Here is a 17,490-nt window from a genome sequence, read left to right on the forward strand (position 1 = left end):
ACGGCACCGTAACGGACCGATACCGCACCGTAACAGGGGGTGTCCGCCGCAGAAACAAAGCGTTCCTAGGCTCGGGATTCATCACCCCGCACCTACTGAAAGCGGTACCCATGAACGTCCTGCCCCGGCTGCGCATCCGCGCTGCGAACGCACGAATCCTGCTCGGCACACTTGCCGCGTCCAGCCTTCTGATGGTCACCGCCTGCGGCGGGTCCGCCGAACCGGGGGACGCGGAGTACGACACCCTGGACGTGAACCTGTCCTGGATCAAGAACGCCGAATTCGCCGGTGAGTACTTCGCCGAGGAGAAGGGCTATTACGCCGATGCAGGCTTCTCCGAGGTGAACCTCATAGCAGGCGGTCCCGGCGGCACCTCGACGGAAACCATGGTCCTCTCCGGCGGCGCCCTGGTGGGAACCTCCAGCCCCATGGGGGTGGCCCCTGTCATCGCGGAGCAGGACGCACCGCTGAAAATCATCGGCACCACCTATCAGAAGAACCCGTTCGTCATCATCTCCCTGGATTCCCTGCCCATCACCACGCCGGAGGACCTTGCAGGCAAACGGATCGGAGTGCAGGCCGGCGTCAACGAAACACTGTTTGACGCCCTGCTGGAGGTCAACGGGATCGATCCCGGTTCCGTGGAAAAGGTCCCGGTGCAGTACGACCCGCAGCCGCTGGTCAACGGCGATGTGGACGGATTCTTCGGCTACCTCACCAATGAAGTGCTGACACTGGAGCAGGCCGGGCACCAAACCGCCGTACTGCCCTTCGCCGACAACGGCCTCCCGTTCATCGCGGAGAGTTTCGTGACCACCGACGAAGCCATTGAAACCCGCCGGGAGGAACTCAAGGCATTCCTGAAGGCGACCGCGCAGGGATGGAAGGACGCCGTCGCCGACCCCGAGGAGTCCGCACGGCTGGCCGTCGAGGTATACGGCACGGACCTGAACCTGGACATGGCCAAGGAAACCCGGCAGGCCGAGGAACAGAACACCAAGCTTGTTGTATCGGCGGACACCGAGGCCAACGGATTGTTCACCATCTCGGACTCTCTGATTGAGGAGAACCTGGAAATCCTGAAACTGGCCGGATATGACCTCACCGCCGAGCAGGTGTTCGACATGAGCCTCCTGGCCGAGGTGTACGAGGAAAACCCGGAGCTGAAGTAGATGCAGTCCGAACACGGCCTGGCCGCGGCTTCCCCGGGCACAGCAGCACCCGGGGAGGCTGCCGGGCCGGGCAGCGGTACGGGAATCCGGCTAACGAACCTCGGCAAGACGTTCGGATCGGGGCGGAAAGAGGTGACAGCCCTGACGGAAACCAACCTCGCCACCGACCGCGGATCCTTCCTTTCCCTGCTGGGCCCCTCCGGCTGCGGAAAATCCACCGTGCTGCGGATCCTGGCCGGGCTGGAAACACCGACCACCGGGGAAGTCCTTGTAGACGGAAAGTCGCCTCAGGATCTCCGGCGCGGCCACGAACTGGGCATCGCCTTCCAGGACTCGGCGCTGCTGCCGTGGCGGAGCGTGTACACGAATATCCGGTTGCCGCTGGAGGTTGCCGGCCATGCAGCGGATGACGCGTATATCCGGGAGTTGATCAATTTGGTGGGACTGGAGGGATTCGAAAAGGCCCGGCCCGCGCAGCTCTCCGGCGGCATGCGGCAACGCGTCTCGATTGCGCGGGCGCTGGTTCTGAAACCGTCGGTACTGCTGCTGGACGAACCCTTCGGGGCCCTGGACGACATGACCCGCCAACGCCTGAACCTTGAACTGCTGCGGATCTGGACCGAGAAACCCGCCACGACGCTGATGGTCACCCATGGTATTTCCGAGGCCATCTTCCTTTCGGACACGGTGGCGGTGATGAGTCCGCGTCCCGGCCGCGTCAAGGAGGTCATCACCGTGGACCTCCCGCGGCCGCGCACCCCGCAAATGATGCGGACCCCCGAATTCCACGCCCTCCACGACCACGCCTCCGAGCTGCTTTTCGGCGGACCGTCCTCCGCGGAGGCATCATGACCCGCGTGCCGCCGTGGGCCGTGGGGGCCACCGGTGCGGCTGCCGTACTGGCCCTCTGGTGGGTGGGTGCGGCCACCTTCCTCAGCGGCATCGGTGCAGCGGGCGACGGCGGCCCCGGAGCCATCCCGACCCCGTGGCAGGTCCTGGCCCAGATGGGCGCCGACGGATGGGGCTTCTACTGGCGCAACGCCGCCGTGACCCTGGCCGAAGCCGGTGCCGGTTATCTGTGGGGCAACGCCCTGGCCCTGCTGCTGGCGTTCCTGGTGCTGTTGGTCCCGCGGCTCGAGCAGCTCGCCACCCAGCTGGCCGTCGTCAGCTACTGCCTGCCGGTGGTAGCCGTCGGCCCCGTGATCTTTATTGTCCTGGGCCCGCCGCGGTCCGGAGAGTCCTCCGGGACGGCGGTGGCACTGGCTGCACTGTCGGTGTTTTTCACCACGATGGTCAGCGCCCTGGCCGGCTTGAAAGCGGCGGACCGCGCCTGCCTGGACATCGTCACCGTTTTCGGCGGCCGCAGGATCCATCAGCTGCTCAAGGTCCGCATTATTGCCGCCCTGCCCTCGATCCTGGCGGCGTTGAAAATTGCCGCACCGGCCGCGTTGCTTGGTGCCATCCTCGGTGAGTACGTGGGGGGAGTGGACCGCGGACTGGGGCCCGCGATGGTCAACGCGCAGCAGACCCTGGAAGTGGCGCGGGTATGGGGGGTGGCGGGTGCCTGTGCCGCCCTGGCCGGTTCCGCCTATGCGGTGCTGGGGCTCCTGTCCCGATTTGTTGTTCCGTGGGCCTCCGGCGGGCCGGGTGTCCGGGTGGACGGCCTGTGATGGGCGCGCTGGTCCGGTCCGTCGGCCGGATGCTGCTGGGCCTGGCCGTCTCACTGGCCGTGGTTGGTGCGCTCTGGATCGGGCTGCTGAAGGTCTTCGATGTGTCCGCCTATATCGGCAAGGGGCCGTGGGAGGTCTGGACCTTCCTGGTCCTTGACCCGGAGGCGGCGGAGAACCGCGCCCTGGTGGGCGGGCAGCTGGGACAGACACTGCTCGACGCCGGCATGGGGTTCGCCGCCGGCATGCTGGCCGCGCTCGCCGCGGCCTGTGTCTTCACCCTGTTCCGGGGGGTGGAGCACGCACTGATGCCGCTGGCCATGCTCCTGCGCTCGGTGCCGCTGGTGGCACTCGCGCCGATGATCATCCTGGTCTTCGGCCGGCAGGAAGCGGCGGTGGCCGCGATGGGCGGCATCGTGGTGGTGTTCCCTGCGCTCGTGACCATCGTGTTTGGCCTGCGCTCCGCCTCACCGGCCATGCTCGAAGTGGTGCAGGTGTACGGGGGCAGCCGGTTCGATGCCTTCCGGAAGGTGGCGCTGCCGACCGCAGTGCCGGCCCTGTTCACCGCGCTGCGGGTTTCCATTCCCGGGGCACTGACCGGGGCGTTGCTCGCGGAGTGGCTCGCCACGGGGCAGGGGATCGGCTACGGGATTGTCTCCGCGGTGTCCCGGGCACGGTATGACCAGGTGTGGGCCGCCGTCGTCGCCGTGACCCTGGCCTCGATCCTGCTGTACGCGGTGGTTGCCGCAGTGGAGGCGGCCCTGAAGCACCGCGCAGGGACGTAGCCTGCACCCGCCGTCCTGGCTTCGGGGGAGGGCAAAGCGGCGGAAACGGTTGAGCACCGGGCAGCGGGGCGCGAGACTGTTGGCGTCGGGTGTATCCGCCCGCGTGCGCCGAACCGGCAGGCCGGCGGACTTTGAAAAGACAGGACGGACCCCATGGAGCTTGTGCCGAACAATTCGCTTAAATGCGCAACGCCGGAGGAAGGTCGGCAGCTGGCGGTCAACCTGGCACTGCAGACCGCTTTCGCCATCCAGCCGGATGACCAGGTGGAGCACATCATCCGCGATGCCTATGCCAACAACCCGGACAGCATCATCGCTGCCTCACACGTGGTGGCCACGGAGTTCGCGACCGTTGCGGCCGCGAACAACTACTGGCGCTAGCCCTCCCGCGGGGGGGGCAGGCCCGGCCCGGGCCCGCCCCGAAACGGCTAGGCGTACAGCCGGCTGAGGAACCGGGCGATGACGGCCGGACGCTCTTCGCCCTCGATTTCGATGGTGAGGTCCGCGACCACGTGCAGGCCGTTGCCCTTGACCTCCTGGACATCGGCGATAGTGCCCGTCATGCGGACCCGGGAACCGACCTTCACCGGCGAGGTGAAGCGGACCTTGTCCAGTCCGTAGTTGACCTTCGTCCCGGCGCCCGTGACGTCCAGCAGCTCACCCCACATGGGGATCAGCAGGGACAGGGTCAGGAAGCCGTGTGCAATCGGACCGCCGAAGGGGCCGTCCTTGGCCCGTTCGGGATCCACGTGGATCCACTGATGGTCATCGGTGGCGTCGGCGAACGTGTCCACCTGGGCCTGCGTAACCTCGCGGTACGCCGAGGTGCCGAGGTTCTTGCCGATGAGGTCCTTCACCTCGTCGAAGGCGACGACGGTCTGGGCGGCGGCGGGTGCTTCAGTCATGGAAAACTCCTGGGTTGTTGGGATGGTCCGGCGGAACGTGTCAGGCGAAGGCGCTCTTGCCGGTGACTGCGCGGCCTACGACCAGCGCATTGATTTCGTGGGTTCCCTCGTAGGAATAGACAGCCTCGGCGTCGGCGTGGAAACGGGCGACGTCGGTGGCCAGGGTGATTCCGTTGCCGCCGACCACTTCGCGGGCCAGGGCAACGGTTTCGCGCATATGCAGGCTGATCCACATCTTCGCCAGGGCGGAATCCTCGTCCCGGAAAATCCCCTCCTGCTGGCGCTCCGCCAGCCCGGCCACCAGGTTCAGGGACGCAGTGACGTTGCCCAGCATCCGGGCGAGTTTTTCCTGGACCAACTGGAAACTGCCCAGCGACCGGCCGAACTGCTCCCGGCTGCGCACATAGCGCAGGGCCGCTTCATACGCCCCGGCCTGGATGCCGGTGGCAATCCAGGCCACGTCGGACCGCATTACCCGCAGCATCGCCGCAACATCCCTGAAGGAGTTCACGTTGCCGAGCCGCCGGGATTCCGGAACGCGGACGCCGTCGAGGTGGATATCGGCGTTCTGCATCATCCGCAGGGACGTTTTGCCGCGGATCTTTTCGAGCCGCACCCCGGGCGCTTCGCGGTCCACGAGGAACCCCTTGACCTGTCCATCGGCGCCGTCCCGGGCGAAGACCGCCAGATAGTCGGCAGTGAACGCCCCGCCGATCCACCTCTTGGCCCCGTCCAGGATCCACTCATCGCCGTCGCGGCGTGCCGACGTCGCCAACCCGCCGGCAATGTCCGAACCGTGTTCAGGCTCGGTCAGGCAGAAAACGCCGGTCATCTCAAAGGAGGTAATCAACGGATCCCACTGCGCGAACTGCTCCGGCGTTCCGCCGACCCGGCAGGCAGTGCGGAACAGCCCGGCCTGCGCGGTGTAGTAGGTGGCAAGCGAGGCATCGGTGCGGGCCAGTTCGAAGATCCGGAAGCCGTGGTAGAGCCCCCGAGGCTCCGCGCCGCCGGCAGTAAGCTCCTGCGGAACCATCAGGTTCAGCTCCCGCAGGGGGCCGTCCAACTGGTGCGGGAACTCCCCGGCCTCCCAGTACTCCGCCAGCAGCGGCCGCGCGGAGTCCTCCAGGACCCGCCGCAGGCGCCGCAGCGGGGCCTTCTCTGCCTCGGTCAACCGCCCCTCGACGTTGAACGGATCGCAGTCGGGGTACAGGCGCGGCTCCGTCAGCACCCCGGTCATGCGTTTTCCCCGGCCGTTGCGGGGGCGGCGACGACGCCGGGGGCCCGGTCCAGCCCGAGCAGGCGTACCGCGTTGTCCTTCAGGATCTTCGGGCGCACTTCATCCTTGAAGCTCTGCTGCTCAAAGGCACCCAGCCACTTCTGCGGGGAGATCAGCGGATAGTCGGTGCCGAACAGGACCTTGTCGGCCAGCATGGAGTTCGAGGCCCGCACCAGGGATTCCGGGAAGTACTTCGGCGACCAGCCGGACAGGTCGATCCAGACGTTGGCCTTGTGCGTCGCGATGGAGTTGGCCTCGTCCTGCCACGGCACGGACGGGTGGGCCATGATGACCTGAAGTTCCGGGAAATCCGCGGCGACGGCGTCGAGCAGCATCGGGTTCGAGTACGCAAGCTTGATGCCGTAGCCCCCGGGCAGCCCGGCCCCCATGCCGTTCTGCCCGGTGTGGAACAGGGCCGGGACGCCCAGGGCGGAAATGGCCTCGTAGATCGGATAGAACTGCTGGTCCGAGGGGTCGAAGCCCTGCAGCGAGGGATGGAATTTAAAGCCCTTGACGCCGTAGTCCTCCACCAGCATCCGAGCCCTGTCCACGGCGCGGCTGCCCTGCAGCGGATCCACGGAGCCGAAGGGGATCAGCACATCATTGTTGCGTGCCGCGCCTTCGGCGATTTCCTCGATGGAGTTCGGTTCGTGCCCCAGCGCGGTGGTGGCATCCACGGTGAAAACGACGGCGGCCATGCGCCATTCTCGGTACCGCTCGGCGATGGTGTCCAGGGAGGGACTGCGGTCCTCCGATTTAAAGTACTTCGCTGACGCCTCGGTGAGGGCCGCCGGCAGTGACGCGTGGCCGTGGTCCGAGCACTCGATGTGCACGTGCATGTCGATGGCGTCCAGCGACCCGAGGTCCAGGCCGTATTCGTAGCGCATATCGGTCTCCGTCCCTACAGTGCCTGCGGTTCAAGTTCTTCGGGCAGCGGAGGCATCTTCTCGCCGACCGGCTGCAGGTTGCCCTGGATGAGGGCCGGGAACTGCTCGCGCAGGGCCTCAAACGTCCAGCCGCCCTCGCGGTATTCGGTGACCACGGGGACGGGGTGGGAGAAGATCTGCAGGCGGTCCCCGCCCGCGCCGATGGCCTGTCCGGTGATCCCCGCGGCGTCGTCGGAGGCCAGGTATGCGACCAGCCCGGCGACGTCGGCGGAGGTGCCGAAGCCGAGGTCCTTGCGGAAGAAGTCCGGCATCGGCTCACCGCGGCGGTCTGCGTCCACGGCGCTGCGGAAGTAGGGGACAGTCTCCGTCATGGCGGTGGCGGCAACCGGGATAACGGCGTTGGCGGTGACGCCGGCCTTGCGCATTTCCAGCGCCCAGGTGCGGACCATACCCACAATGCCGGCCTTCGCGGCGGCGTAGTTGGTCTGCCCGAAGTTGCCGTACTGGCCGGTGGGGGAGCCGATGGCGATGATCCGGCCTGCCACGTTGTTTTCCTTGAAGTACCGGAATGCCTCGCGGGCGCAGGTGAACGTGCCGCGCAGGTGGACCTGGACCACCAGGTCAAAGTCCTCGTCGGTCATCTTCAGGAGCGACTTGTCGCGCAGCACGCCGGCATTGGTAACCAGGATGTCGAGCCGGCCGAACGCGGCCACGGCGCCGTCCACCAGGGCGGTGGCGGCTTCGGTGATGCCCACGGGTACCACGACGGCGGTGGCCCGGCCGCCGGCCGAGGTGATGGTTTCGACGGCGCGGTCCGCTGTTTCCTGGACCACGTCATTGATAACGACGGCGGCGCCCTGGCGGGCGAGTTCGGAGGCGTAGGCCAGTCCGAGGCCCTGGCCGGAGCCGGTGACGACGGCGACCTTTCCGGCAAGTGCACCAGTGGAATCGTTGGTCATGGGAAGCTCCTTTGCTTGGGCCGGCCAGCAGCTGATGTGACTGCGGCCACGTTGCGGCATTGGAACCATTCCACGGTATATCGTTGAAAAAGTCAACAGTTAGTATTCTCACTTATCGGTGGATGCGCCCATCTTCTACGATGGGGTCCTACCGTGCCCCTGCCGAAGGATAAAACACTCGATGAGCACCTTCCCTGACGGCGTTGCTGATGCCGCCCGCTTCGCGGCCACCGAGCTTGGTACCGAACCCGTGTTCCTGATGGCGCGTGCCGCGTCCATGGGATCGGCGGAGGCAAACCGCCGGCTGGCCGACCTCGGCCTGAAGGTGCGCCACTACTCGGTGTTGTCGCTGGCCTGCAGCGGAACGGCGCCTACGCAGCGTGAGTTGAGCCAGTTCCTGGTGCTGGATCCCAGCCAGATCGTTGCCATCATCGACGAACTGGAGCGCCGCGGCGCCGTTGAGCGTCAGACCGACCCCCGGGACCGCCGGTCCAAGGTCATTGTGCCCACGAAGGACGGGGACGTCCTGTATGCACAGGCAAGGGACCTGGTGGGCGGCGCCACCGAGACCTCCTTGGCGCAGCTCTCCGCCGCCGAGCAGTGCGAACTCCGCCGGCTGCTGCAGCGGGTCGCCTTCTAGCTGCCGCCGGCCGGACGCCGCAGTGCCGCATCCTCCTGAAAACGGAGGATGCGGCACTGTTCTGCGGCGGGGTCAGTGCTCGTGCGTCTCCAGGTCATAGTCCTTGGACTCGCGGGTCAGCAGGATGAAGACGGCACTGACAAGCGCCATGCCGGCCAGGTACCAGACCACGGGTCCGGTGTCCCGGCCGCTGGAGGCATAGATTGAGGACAGGATGCCGGGTGTGAAGCCGGCGCCGAGCAGGGTTGCGAACTGGTAGCCCAGGGACGCACCGGTATACCGGGCGGTAGTGCCGAACTGTTCGGAGATGAACGCGGCGAGCGGTCCGTAAATCGCGGCGTGGAAAAGCAGCCCCAGCATAAAGACGGCGAAGATCAGCCAGACGTTGCCGGTCGACAGCCAGGAGAACATCGGGAAGATCATGGCGATGAACAGCACCAGCCCGGCGACCATGACCGGACGGCGGCCCAGCCGGTCCGAGAGTCGGCCCATACCCACCACGAACGCGACGCTGAGGATCGAAGCGGCGGCGAAGACGTAGAGGACCGACTGGCGGTCGGCTCCGTGTTCTACGGCGTAGCTCACGGCGAAGGTGGCCAGGAATACCTGCAGGGCAAAGCCCGAGGCTCCGCCGAGCATGGTGAAGATCAGTGCGCGGGGCCGGCGCAGCACCTGCATGATCGGCAGCTTGGGCTTGGCGTAGGTCCGATCGGCTGCTTCCTTCTCCACCGCTGCCTTGAAAATGGGGCTTTCGGAAACGCGTGAACGTACAAAGAGTCCCACCACAAGGAGCAGCGCCGAGAGCAGGAACGGAACCCGCCAGCCCCAGGACAGGAACTGGTCCTCCGGCATGGAGGCGAAGAGGCCCAGGATGAACGTGCCGAGGGCCGCACCGGTGGGGGCACCGGCATTGGTGAAGGAAGCGGCGAATCCGCGTTTTCCCTTGTCCGCGTGCTCCAGCGCCATGAGGGCGGCTCCGCCCCATTCCCCGCCTACGGCAATGCCCTGGCATACGCGCAGCAGGATCAGGATCACGGCGCCCCAGGAACCAATGGTGTTGGCGCTGGGGATCAGGCCGATCAGGGTGGAGGCAATGCCCATGATCAGCATCGACAGAATGAGCATTTTCTTGCGGCCCAGCCGGTCGCCGAAGTGCCCGAACACGGCGCCGCCCAGGGGCCGGGCAAGATAGCCGGCGGCGAAGGTGCCGTAGGAGGCGATGGTGCCGGCCAGCGGATCCAGGTTGGTGAAGAAGACATGCGGGAACACCAGTGCCGAGGCGGAGGCGTAGAGCAGGAAGTCGTAGAACTCGATGGTGGAGCCGAGGTAGCTGGAGAGAATGACCCGGCGGGCCTCGTTCTTTCCGGTGCGCAGCGCCGGGGCTGCCGGAACGTCAGGAGCGGATGTCATGGTTTCCTTCGAAGGGGGTGATGGGTAGCGGGGGCTGCGGGCCGGGACCTGCTCAGGCACCGGCCCGCAGGACGTGTTTTTGGATCTTGCCGGTCGCGGTGCGGGGAAGCTCGGTGACTACCTTGATCTGGCTTGGCAGCTTGTAGGTGGCCAGCCGCTGGCGCAGCTCGGCGCGGATGTCCTCGCTGGTGCGGGAGTCGCCGTCGGCCAGGACAATAAAGGCCAGCCCGGTTTCGCCCCACTTCGAGTCGGGGATGCCGACGACCGCCGCATCCCGGACCCCGGGGATGTTTAGCAGCGCGTTTTCCACTTCGGCCGGATAAACGTTCTCGCCGCCGGAAATGTACATGTCCTTGATCCGGTCCTTGATGTACATGTACCCGTCCTCGTCCACGACGGCGATGTCACCGGAGTGGTACCAGCCGCCTTCCAGCGCCTTGGCGGTTTCTTCCGGCTTGTTCCAGTAACCGGACATCACGTTGGGGCCCCGGACGATTACTTCTCCGGGCACTCCCGGCGGCACGGGCTTACCGTCGAAATCCACCACCTGGTGCTCCGTAAAGAAGTGCGGCCGGCCCGCTGAGCCGGCTTTCGTCACGCCGTCGCGTGCCTCGAGCATGCACACCCCGGGAGCAGTCTCCGTCATGCCGAAGCCCTGCATAATAGCGGCCCCCTTGTCCGCCCAGGTGCGGATCATCCGTTCGGGAACCGGTGATCCTCCCACCATGAATCCACGAACCGAGGACAAATCCGCCTCGGCAAACCCGGGGTTCTCACTGAGTGCATCGAGCATGGCCGGAACCATGAAGGAGGAGGTGACCCGGGAAGCGGCGATTTCGCGCAGTACGGCGTCCGCCTTGAAGGAGCGGTGGATGATAATCCGGCCGCCCAGGGTGAAGGCGGGCAGGGTCATCATGTTCAACCCGGCAATATGGAACAGCGGCGCCACGGCCAGGTGCACCTCGTCCTGCCGCAGATCGACGCCGATCAGCGCGTTGACGTACTGGTAGAACAGGTTCTGGTGCGAAAGCATCGCACCCTTCGGCCGGCCGGTGGTGCCGGAGGTGTACATAATCAGGGCGAGATCCTCCATCTCGACGCCGTCCGGCACCGGGTCCTCGCTGCCGGCGGTGAGGAAGTCTTCGAACCCGGTTCCCGGCCCGCCGCCGTCGACGCTCAGCCACCGGTCGACGTCGAGCTCCGTGGCCAGCTGTTCGATGTTCTGCCGCTGCTCGTCGGTGTAGACCACGGCCCTGGCGCCGCAGTCCCGCAGGATGTAGTCCACCTCGGCCTGCCGCAGGCGCGGATTGACCAGGACGTAGGCGGCACCGATCAGGCCGGCGGCAAAGAAGGTTTCCAGCAGGGCCGGATGGTTGAAGCCGACATAGGCCACGCGGTCTCCGCGGCGGATCCCGGCGTTGAGCAGGGCATTGGCCAGCCGGCGGACGCGGCGGTCCACGTCCGAGTAGGTCCACTCGCGGCCTTCGAACACGATCGCCGGATCGTTCGGGCGTACCTTTGCGCGCCGTGCCGGCCAGGAACCGATTCCCAGATTCACCGTGACTCCTTTGTCGTGAGCTAGTTCACATCTAAAACCATTGGAACAGCAATCTATTGATAAAGTCAATGATTGTTGAGGCGGGTCCCCCGGGCGGGCAGCAGGCAGGGCAGCAGGCAGCTACGGCGGCGCAGGGGCGGGCGGCCGGCGCTATCTCCCGGTGTGCGTACCGCCGGCCTTCAGTGGCTTTTAAGAATTCTCAAAGGAACAAGTTCGAGGATGGAACCGTAAGCGAACACCACTTATTCGGAGGTGAAACACCAACATGGCTATGGGGAGCGGAGCTCGGAAAGCCATCGTCTGGGGCGGCGGCGCCCTGGCCGGTGTCGGCCTGCTGGTTGCCAGTTTCTTTGCGGGTACCGCTGTAGGGGACAACGCGGAAGTTGAGCAGGCCAGCACCACGACCCAGGAGCAGGACGCCGGGGAAACCGAGGGTCGGGATCTGTTCGAGGGCCAGGACGGGGAGGGCACCGAGGCCCAGGACACCGAGGACGGCCAGGACACCGACGCCCAGGATGAGCAGAACCGGGACGTCGACGGCGACGGCCGCGACGGCCACCATGACCGCGACGATGACCATGACCGCGATGGCGACGGTCCGAGGGCGAAGGATGCCGAGGACCAGGATGCCCGGGACCAGGACGCCGAGGACCAGGATGCCCGGGACCAGGATGCCCGGGACCAGGATGCCGAGGACCAGGATGCCCGGGACCAGGACAACGGACCCGACGGACGGCACGGCCACGGCCCTGACGGCGGCCACGGCCATGACGACGGCGGACCGGAGGACCGGGAAGCCGACAGCGAATCCGACAGCGAATCCGACCAGGCGTAGCAGCCGCAGCAAACGGGGGCCGGGTGCATAGGCACCCGGCCCCCGTGGTGGCATAGATCCGGGCTCAAGAAGCGGGCGCTGCCGGCCCCGGGTAGCGTGGTGGATATCTCCGCAGGACAGTTATAGATGCAGGACAGCCGGCAAGGGATAGAGGCCATGGGCAGCGCATTCGTGGAGGACGGCAGCCGTCTCGCACGGCCCGCACGCAACTCCCGCCGGCTCGCCGACCTCACCCGGCTGCGGCGGGTACGGGACCGGATCGACCGCGAGTATGGCCAACCGCTGGACGTCGAAGCACTCGCCCGCGGAATTTTCATGTCCGCCGGCCACCTCAGCCGCCAGTTCCGGCTGGCGTACGGGGAATCGCCGTACTCGTACCTCATGACCCGGCGCATCGAACGGGCTATGACCCTGCTGCGCTGCACCCTTCTGAGTGTCACGGACGTCTGCTTCGCCGTCGGGTGCTCCTCACCGGGAACCTTCAGTACCCGCTTCACCGAGCTTGTGGGTGTCCCGCAGGCAGCTTACCGGCGGGCGGCTGCGCGGCGGGAGCCCAGCCTGCCCGGATGCGTCGGGCGCCAGGTGCAAAGACCGATCAGAAAACAAGCAGGGCGGTTTGGGCCGCCCCGGAGAGGGTGAGTTCGATGGGCATTTCCATCAATGCTGCTTTTCTTCCCCAGACGGACCCGGATGCCTCGCTGGCGTTCTACCGCGACGTTCTAGGCTTCGAAGTCCGCAACGACGTCGGCTACGGCGACATGCGGTGGATCACGGTGGGGCCGCCGGACCAGCCCGGGACGTCCATTGTGCTGGAACCGCCCGCGGCGGATCCCGGCGTTACCGACGCCGAGCGCCGGACCATTGAAGAAATGATGGCCAAGGGCACCTATGCCGGAATGCTGCTGGCAACTGCCGATCTGGATGCGACGTTCGACCGCGCCGTCGCCGGGGGAGCAGAAGTCATCCAGGAGCCCATGGACCAGGACTGGGGCGCCCGCGACTGCGCCCTGCGGGACCCGGCCGGCAACCAGCTGCGGATCCAGGAACTGCGGTAGCTCTATTCCCGGCGCGGCTCGGGCACCAGATCCAGGAGGTGGGTCTCCACATAGTCCAGGGCCAGGCGGACCGCGCCGGTGGGCACCAGCATCGTCCCCAGGTTTGAGACGGCAACCCGGGGCGGCTTCACTACGTACCGGTCCAGCTCACGCGTCATGGCGGGCAGGAGCGCAGTCGCCGACGCCGCCACTGCACCGCCGACCACGATCAGCCGCGGATCAAAGAACGAGGACACCAGTGCCAGCACCCGGGCCATCCGCCGGGCAATCCGGTCCAGGATTTCTTCGGCAACCGGATCCCCCGCCTCGGCTGCCTCGAAGACCAGCCGGGCTGAGGCACGGTTGGTATCCGGCCCCACGAGTTCCCGGATCCGTCCGTTGTGCCCTGCCTTCAACGCGGCGCTGCCCCAGAGCCGCGCGAGCTTGGCAATGCCGTCCTCGTTGCCCACTCCTTCCACCAACTCCAGCGCGCCCATGGCTCCGGTGCCGCCGGATGCACCGTGCAGCAGCCGTCCCGACTCGATGATGCCGCTGCCCAGGCGCTCGCCGGCCAGGATGACGGCCAGATTCTCTTCGCCTGCCCCCACCCCGCGCCAGCGCTCGGCCAGCGCCGCGAGCTTGGCATCGTTTTCCACCAGCAGCGGCCAGCCCCGGGAGTCGCTGAAGGTGGAGCTCAGCCCGAGGTCGAACATCGGCGCCACCTCCTGGCCGGGGACAACGGCGCCGGCGCCGTTGACCTGGGCGGCGATGCCCATTCCGGCGCACAGCACCGCTGCCGAGGAAATCCCGGCATCGGCCAGGGCGGCGTCGACGGCCTCGGTGACCACCCGGCGTCGTTGGTCCGGCTCCCCGCCGTGGCGGGGGAAGCGGGCCTCGGATTCGCCGACGACGGCGCCCGAAAGGTCCGCGGCCAGCACCCGGACGGTGGCGATGCCGACGTCGAGCCCCAGGACGTAGCCGGCGTTCTCGTTGAATTCGAAGCGCCGGGCCGGCCGGCCTTTTTGCCGGTCGATCCGCGGGGACATCGTTTCCCGGGCCCAGCCCCGGGCAATCAGGTCATCGCACACGGCAATAACCGTTGCGCGCGTCAGGCCCGTGGCCTGGATCAGGTCGGTACCCGTGACGGACGGGGCAGCACGGAGCACCTCCAGCACTGCCCGCAGGTTGGTGCGGCGCAGCAGCTGCGGAGTGTTTGCGGAGGCATCCATGTAAGTGGCCTTTGACGTGTGGCGGTAATAACAGCATAATTATAGGAGACAATAAATTTAGTTCCTAAATTTAGTTTCAGCATCAAGGAGGCACCAGTGACGGTACGCGTCGGAATCAACGGTTTTGGTCGGATTGGCCGCAATTACCTGCGGGCAGCCCTGCAGCACGGCGAAGGGTTTGAGGTTGTCGCAGTCAACGACCTCGGCGACCCCGCGCAGCTGGCCCACCTGCTCAAGTACGACTCGGTAGCCGGACGCCTGGCCGAGAAGGTCACCGTCGAAGACGGCAACCTCGTGGTCGGCGGCCACACCATCAAGGTCTTCGCTGAGCGCGATCCGGGCAACCTGCCCTGGGCCGACCTCAACGTGGACATCGTCATCGAATCCACCGGCTTCTTCACCAACGCCGACGATGCGCGCAAGCACATCTCCGCCGGTGCCAAGAAGGTCCTGGTTTCCGCACCGGCCAAGGGTGACGCGTTCACCGTGGTCATGGGCGTGAACGACGGCGACTACGACGCCGAGAAGCACGACGTCATCTCGAACGCTTCCTGCACCACCAACTGCCTGGGCCCGCTGGCCAAGGTCCTCAACGACGCCTTCGGCATCGAAAAGGGCCTCATGACCACCGTGCACGCCTACACGGCGGACCAGAATCTGCAGGACGGCCCGCACAAGGACCTGCGCCGCGCCCGCGCCGCAGCCCTGAACATGGTTCCGACCTCCACCGGTGCCGCCAAGGCCATCGGCCTGGTCCTGCCGGAGCTGAAGGGCAAGCTGGACGGCTTCGCCATCCGCGTTCCGGTCCCCACCGGCTCCGTCACGGACCTGACCGTCACGCTGGAGAAGGAAGCCACGGTCGAAGAGATCAACGCCGCCTACGCCAAGGCAGCACAGGATCCGCGCTGGGCCGGCATCCTCACCTACACCGAGGATCCGATTGTTTCCTCCGACATCGTGGGCGATCCGTCCTCCTGCATCTTCGACTCCGGTCTGACCCGCGTTATGGGCAACCAGGTCAAGATCGTCGGCTGGTACGACAACGAGTGGGGCTACTCCAACCGCCTGGTCGACCTGACCGGACTGGTTGCTTCCAAGCTCTAATCAGCACCAAGCACGACGGCGCCGCGCCGGGCTCCCTGAGGGTCCGGGCGGCGCCGTCGTCGTTTAACGTTGCGGTGCCGTTCCAAGAGCAGCCCATGCGGGCTCCGGGCGGCCGGTTCCATGACGATTCACCGCGGCCCGCCCTGGGGATGAAGACCAGCAGTTATGATGTCCGGCAGGAGATCATCATCGACCCTGCCACCGGCCAGCCCATTGGTGAGCGCGAGGTCCTGCGCGGCATTCCTGCCGGAACGGCAACGGCCTGGACTGCCGTCACTACCTCCGTAGTGGATTCAGCACCGTAGGTTTGCCGAAACCTCTTGTGTAATCTGTCGTTTATCGATAATTATTGGTTGTCCTTCAATCGAATCAGTTCGATAGGTGCGGCAGGGAGCGCGTGATGGGAAGAACCACCATCCTGGTGTTGCGGATAGTCCTGGCTCTGGTGCTCGTCGGCACCCTGTTTGTCCAGGCGGTGATGGTGCCCTTGTTCGGTATCGACCTGGCCGAAGCCGGTGCGGAAGCGGTCCGGGTGCCAGTGCTCCTTATCGTGGTGCTGGGCATCCTCGCGTTCCAGGTCTGCCTGGTCTGCGTCTGGCGGCTGCTGACCATGGTGCGCCGGGGACCGGTCTTCTCCTCCGCCGCCTTCCGCTACGTGGATGTGATCATTGGTGCGATCACTGCCGCAGCCCTGCTGCTGTTCGCGCTGGGCACGGTGCTGGCCCCGGGCGAGGAAGTGGCGCCGGGCATTGTCCTGCTGATCGGCGGCATGGGGATTACCGTTGCGGCCGGCGCCCTGCTCGTCCTGGTGATGCGCGCACTGCTGGCCTCCGCCGTCGCCACGGCTGCCGAAGCCGCCCGTCTGCGCACCGAACTGGGCGGTGTCATCTGATGCCGATCATCGTGGACATTGACGTGATGCTCGCCAAGCGGAAAATGCCCGTGGGCACCCTGGCCGAACGGATCGGCATCACCCCCGCAAACCTTGCGGTCCTGAAAAACGGCCGCGCCAAGGCGGTCCGCTTCACCACCCTGGCCGCCCTTTGCGAGGCGCTGGACTGCCAGCCCGGTGAACTCCTCCGGTGGGAGCCGGAGGAAGGGGACGGGGACGCGCTGGACGGCGGCGTCCTGCCGCACTCGGGTTCCCGGGACTCCGCTGCGGCGGATATCCGCGCCCGGGAGTAGCTGCCAGGGGTCACGGTGCCGCTCGTGGCTGGTCTCGGTCACGGCCAGGAGTCCTCCTCCTCGTGGCAGATGACCATCTCCCGGACCTCGCAGCCCCTCGGCTGGCCCAGTACAAACAGGATCGCGGCAGCCACGTTTTCCGGATCGTTCAGCCGCGAATCGTCCTGCGGCCGGTACTGCTCGGTGCGGTCGTCGAAGAACCGGGTCTTCATCCCGGCCGGAATCATGGTGGTGACGCCTATCCGGCCGCGGGTTTCGGCCGCCAGTGCACGGCTGAACCCGACCACGCCGAACTTCGAGGCGCAGTACGCCGTTGCATCCGAAACCGCCTTGATGCCCAGCGAGGACGCCACCGTGACCACCCGGCCGTGGCTGCGCTGCAGATGCGGCAGCGCCGCGCGGACCACGGAGACGGTGCCCATCAGGTTCACGCCGATGACTTTCTCCCATTCCTCCGCCGCCACGTCCTCCAGCCGGCCGCAGCGGTCGATCCCGGCCGCGGTCACCACGGCATCCAGTCCGCCGAGGTCCGCCGCGGCCTGTTCCACCGCCGCTTCGACGGCGGCCCGGTCGGCCACATCCGCCTGGAAGGCCTTCACCCCGGCCACGTTGCTGATATCCCGGTCCAGGACGACGGCGATGCCGCCCGCAGCGGTGACGGCGGAGACGACGGCGGCACCCAGCCCGGAATTGCCGCCGGTCACCAGGACCCGGCCGGTGAACACCGCGGGAAGGGGGAGCGTTGGGAGGAGGGGGTCCGGGATGGGGAGAGGACCGGGCACAGGATCCGGGAGGGAGGCCGGCACGGGGACCGCGGGGGACAGGCTCATGGGAAGTCCTTTCG

At 66.7% G+C, this 17,490-nt stretch carries 21 protein-coding genes; 13 read left to right on the forward strand and 8 right to left on the reverse strand.

The features are described from left to right. Window positions 1–110: 110 nt before the first annotated feature. The 5 genes from LOC60_RS12030 (at window position 111) to LOC60_RS12050 (ending at window position 4,005) form a co-directional block, all read left to right on the forward strand. On the forward strand, window positions 111–1,172 hold the full coding sequence (locus LOC60_RS12030) for an ABC transporter substrate-binding protein (protein WP_230025411.1): 1,062 nt from the start codon (window positions 111–113) through the stop codon (window positions 1,170–1,172). Continuing rightward, entirely contained in the window at window positions 1,173–2,024 is an 852-nt protein-coding gene (locus tag LOC60_RS12035; RefSeq protein WP_230025413.1) for an ABC transporter ATP-binding protein, read from the forward strand. Continuing rightward, window positions 2,021–2,842, forward strand: coding sequence for an ABC transporter permease (locus LOC60_RS12040; RefSeq protein WP_230025415.1), 822 nt, complete (start codon window positions 2,021–2,023; stop codon window positions 2,840–2,842). Before LOC60_RS12035 ends, LOC60_RS12040 begins: the two co-directional genes overlap by 4 nt. After that, on the forward strand, window positions 2,842–3,624 hold the full coding sequence (locus tag LOC60_RS12045) for an ABC transporter permease (RefSeq protein ID WP_230025417.1): 783 nt from the start codon (window positions 2,842–2,844) through the stop codon (window positions 3,622–3,624). The genes LOC60_RS12040 and LOC60_RS12045 overlap by 1 nt, the downstream gene beginning before the upstream one ends. A gap of 153 nt (window positions 3,625–3,777) precedes the next feature. Beyond that, window positions 3,778–4,005 (forward strand): hexameric tyrosine-coordinated heme protein, encoded by a 228-nt coding sequence (locus LOC60_RS12050; protein WP_230025419.1) that lies wholly within the window; start codon window positions 3,778–3,780, stop codon window positions 4,003–4,005. Window positions 4,006–4,052: 47 nt separating this feature from the next. Here LOC60_RS12050 and LOC60_RS12055 read toward each other — a convergent pair whose 3' ends face one another. Genes LOC60_RS12055 through LOC60_RS12070 form a run of 4 tightly spaced genes read right to left on the reverse strand, consistent with a single transcriptional unit; the run spans window position 4,053 to window position 7,651 of the window. Then, window positions 4,053–4,529, reverse strand: coding sequence for a MaoC family dehydratase (locus LOC60_RS12055; protein WP_230025421.1), 477 nt, complete (start codon window positions 4,527–4,529; stop codon window positions 4,053–4,055). 40 nt (window positions 4,530–4,569) lie between these two features. Further along, entirely contained in the window at window positions 4,570–5,766 is a 1,197-nt protein-coding gene (locus LOC60_RS12060; protein WP_230025423.1) for an acyl-CoA dehydrogenase family protein, read from the reverse strand. Further along, window positions 5,763–6,692 carry an amidohydrolase family protein gene (locus LOC60_RS12065; RefSeq protein ID WP_230025425.1) on the reverse strand — a complete coding sequence of 310 codons (930 nt, stop codon included), beginning with the start codon at window positions 6,690–6,692 and terminating at the stop codon, window positions 5,763–5,765. Before LOC60_RS12065 ends, LOC60_RS12060 begins: the two co-directional genes overlap by 4 nt. Window positions 6,693–6,706: 14 nt before the next feature. Further along, the gene (locus tag LOC60_RS12070) at window positions 6,707–7,651 is read right to left on the reverse strand and encodes an SDR family NAD(P)-dependent oxidoreductase (RefSeq protein WP_230025427.1); all 945 of its coding nucleotides are present in this window, start codon (window positions 7,649–7,651) and stop codon (window positions 6,707–6,709) included. Between the two features lie 181 nt (window positions 7,652–7,832). Here LOC60_RS12070 and LOC60_RS12075 point away from each other — a divergent pair, with 181 nt between their 5' ends. Then, window positions 7,833–8,291, forward strand: coding sequence for a MarR family winged helix-turn-helix transcriptional regulator (locus LOC60_RS12075; protein WP_230025429.1), 459 nt, complete (start codon window positions 7,833–7,835; stop codon window positions 8,289–8,291). 72 nt (window positions 8,292–8,363) lie between these two features. On the opposite strand, the gene LOC60_RS12080 is transcribed toward LOC60_RS12075, so the two are convergent. Next, window positions 8,364–9,701 carry an MFS transporter gene (locus tag LOC60_RS12080; protein ID WP_230025431.1) on the reverse strand — a complete coding sequence of 446 codons (1,338 nt, stop codon included), beginning with the start codon at window positions 9,699–9,701 and terminating at the stop codon, window positions 8,364–8,366. Between the two features lie 52 nt (window positions 9,702–9,753). After that, complete coding sequence (locus tag LOC60_RS12085) at window positions 9,754–11,259, reverse strand: acyl-CoA synthetase (protein ID WP_230025433.1); 1,506 nt, start codon at window positions 11,257–11,259, stop codon at window positions 9,754–9,756. Window positions 11,260–11,524: 265 nt separating this feature from the next. On the opposite strand from LOC60_RS12085, the gene LOC60_RS12090 reads away from it, so the two are divergent. The 3 genes from LOC60_RS12090 to LOC60_RS12100 all read left to right on the forward strand — a co-directional run bounded on the left by LOC60_RS12090 (window position 11,525) and on the right by LOC60_RS12100 (window position 13,149). Continuing rightward, a complete protein-coding gene (locus LOC60_RS12090) occupies window positions 11,525–12,094 on the forward strand; it encodes a hypothetical protein (protein ID WP_230025435.1) in 570 nt (189 codons plus the stop codon). A 156-nt stretch (window positions 12,095–12,250) separates the two neighbouring features. Continuing rightward, window positions 12,251–12,733, forward strand: coding sequence for a helix-turn-helix transcriptional regulator (locus tag LOC60_RS12095; protein ID WP_230025436.1), 483 nt, complete (start codon window positions 12,251–12,253; stop codon window positions 12,731–12,733). Between the two features lie 5 nt (window positions 12,734–12,738). Then, the gene (locus LOC60_RS12100; protein ID WP_230025438.1) at window positions 12,739–13,149 is read left to right on the forward strand and encodes a VOC family protein; all 411 of its coding nucleotides are present in this window, start codon (window positions 12,739–12,741) and stop codon (window positions 13,147–13,149) included. 2 nt (window positions 13,150–13,151) lie between these two features. Here LOC60_RS12100 and LOC60_RS12105 read toward each other — a convergent pair whose 3' ends face one another. Further along, a complete protein-coding gene (locus tag LOC60_RS12105) occupies window positions 13,152–14,357 on the reverse strand; it encodes an ROK family protein (protein WP_230025440.1) in 1,206 nt (401 codons plus the stop codon). A gap of 96 nt (window positions 14,358–14,453) precedes the next feature. Between LOC60_RS12105 and gap the strand changes: the two genes are divergently transcribed. From gap to LOC60_RS12125, 4 genes are all read left to right on the forward strand, one after another. Then, window positions 14,454–15,461, forward strand: a complete 1,008-nt coding sequence (gene gap, locus LOC60_RS12110) for a type I glyceraldehyde-3-phosphate dehydrogenase (protein ID WP_230025442.1) — start codon at window positions 14,454–14,456, stop codon at window positions 15,459–15,461. 95 nt (window positions 15,462–15,556) lie between these two features. Continuing rightward, entirely contained in the window at window positions 15,557–15,766 is a 210-nt protein-coding gene (locus tag LOC60_RS12115; RefSeq protein WP_230025444.1) for a hypothetical protein, read from the forward strand. A gap of 95 nt (window positions 15,767–15,861) precedes the next feature. Further along, window positions 15,862–16,353, forward strand: coding sequence for a DUF2975 domain-containing protein (locus tag LOC60_RS12120; protein ID WP_230025446.1), 492 nt, complete (start codon window positions 15,862–15,864; stop codon window positions 16,351–16,353). Continuing rightward, the gene (locus LOC60_RS12125) at window positions 16,353–16,646 is read left to right on the forward strand and encodes a helix-turn-helix domain-containing protein (RefSeq protein ID WP_230025448.1); all 294 of its coding nucleotides are present in this window, start codon (window positions 16,353–16,355) and stop codon (window positions 16,644–16,646) included. The genes LOC60_RS12120 and LOC60_RS12125 overlap by 1 nt, the downstream gene beginning before the upstream one ends. Before the next feature lie 38 nt (window positions 16,647–16,684). Here the strand turns inward: LOC60_RS12125 and LOC60_RS12130 are convergent, their stop codons facing one another. Next, window positions 16,685–17,476, reverse strand: coding sequence for an SDR family oxidoreductase (locus LOC60_RS12130; protein ID WP_230025450.1), 792 nt, complete (start codon window positions 17,474–17,476; stop codon window positions 16,685–16,687). Window positions 17,477–17,490: the final 14 nt, after the last annotated feature.

Source organism: Arthrobacter sp. zg-Y769 (assembly GCF_020907405.1).
Taxonomy (GTDB): Bacteria; Actinomycetota; Actinomycetes; order Actinomycetales; family Micrococcaceae; genus Arthrobacter_B.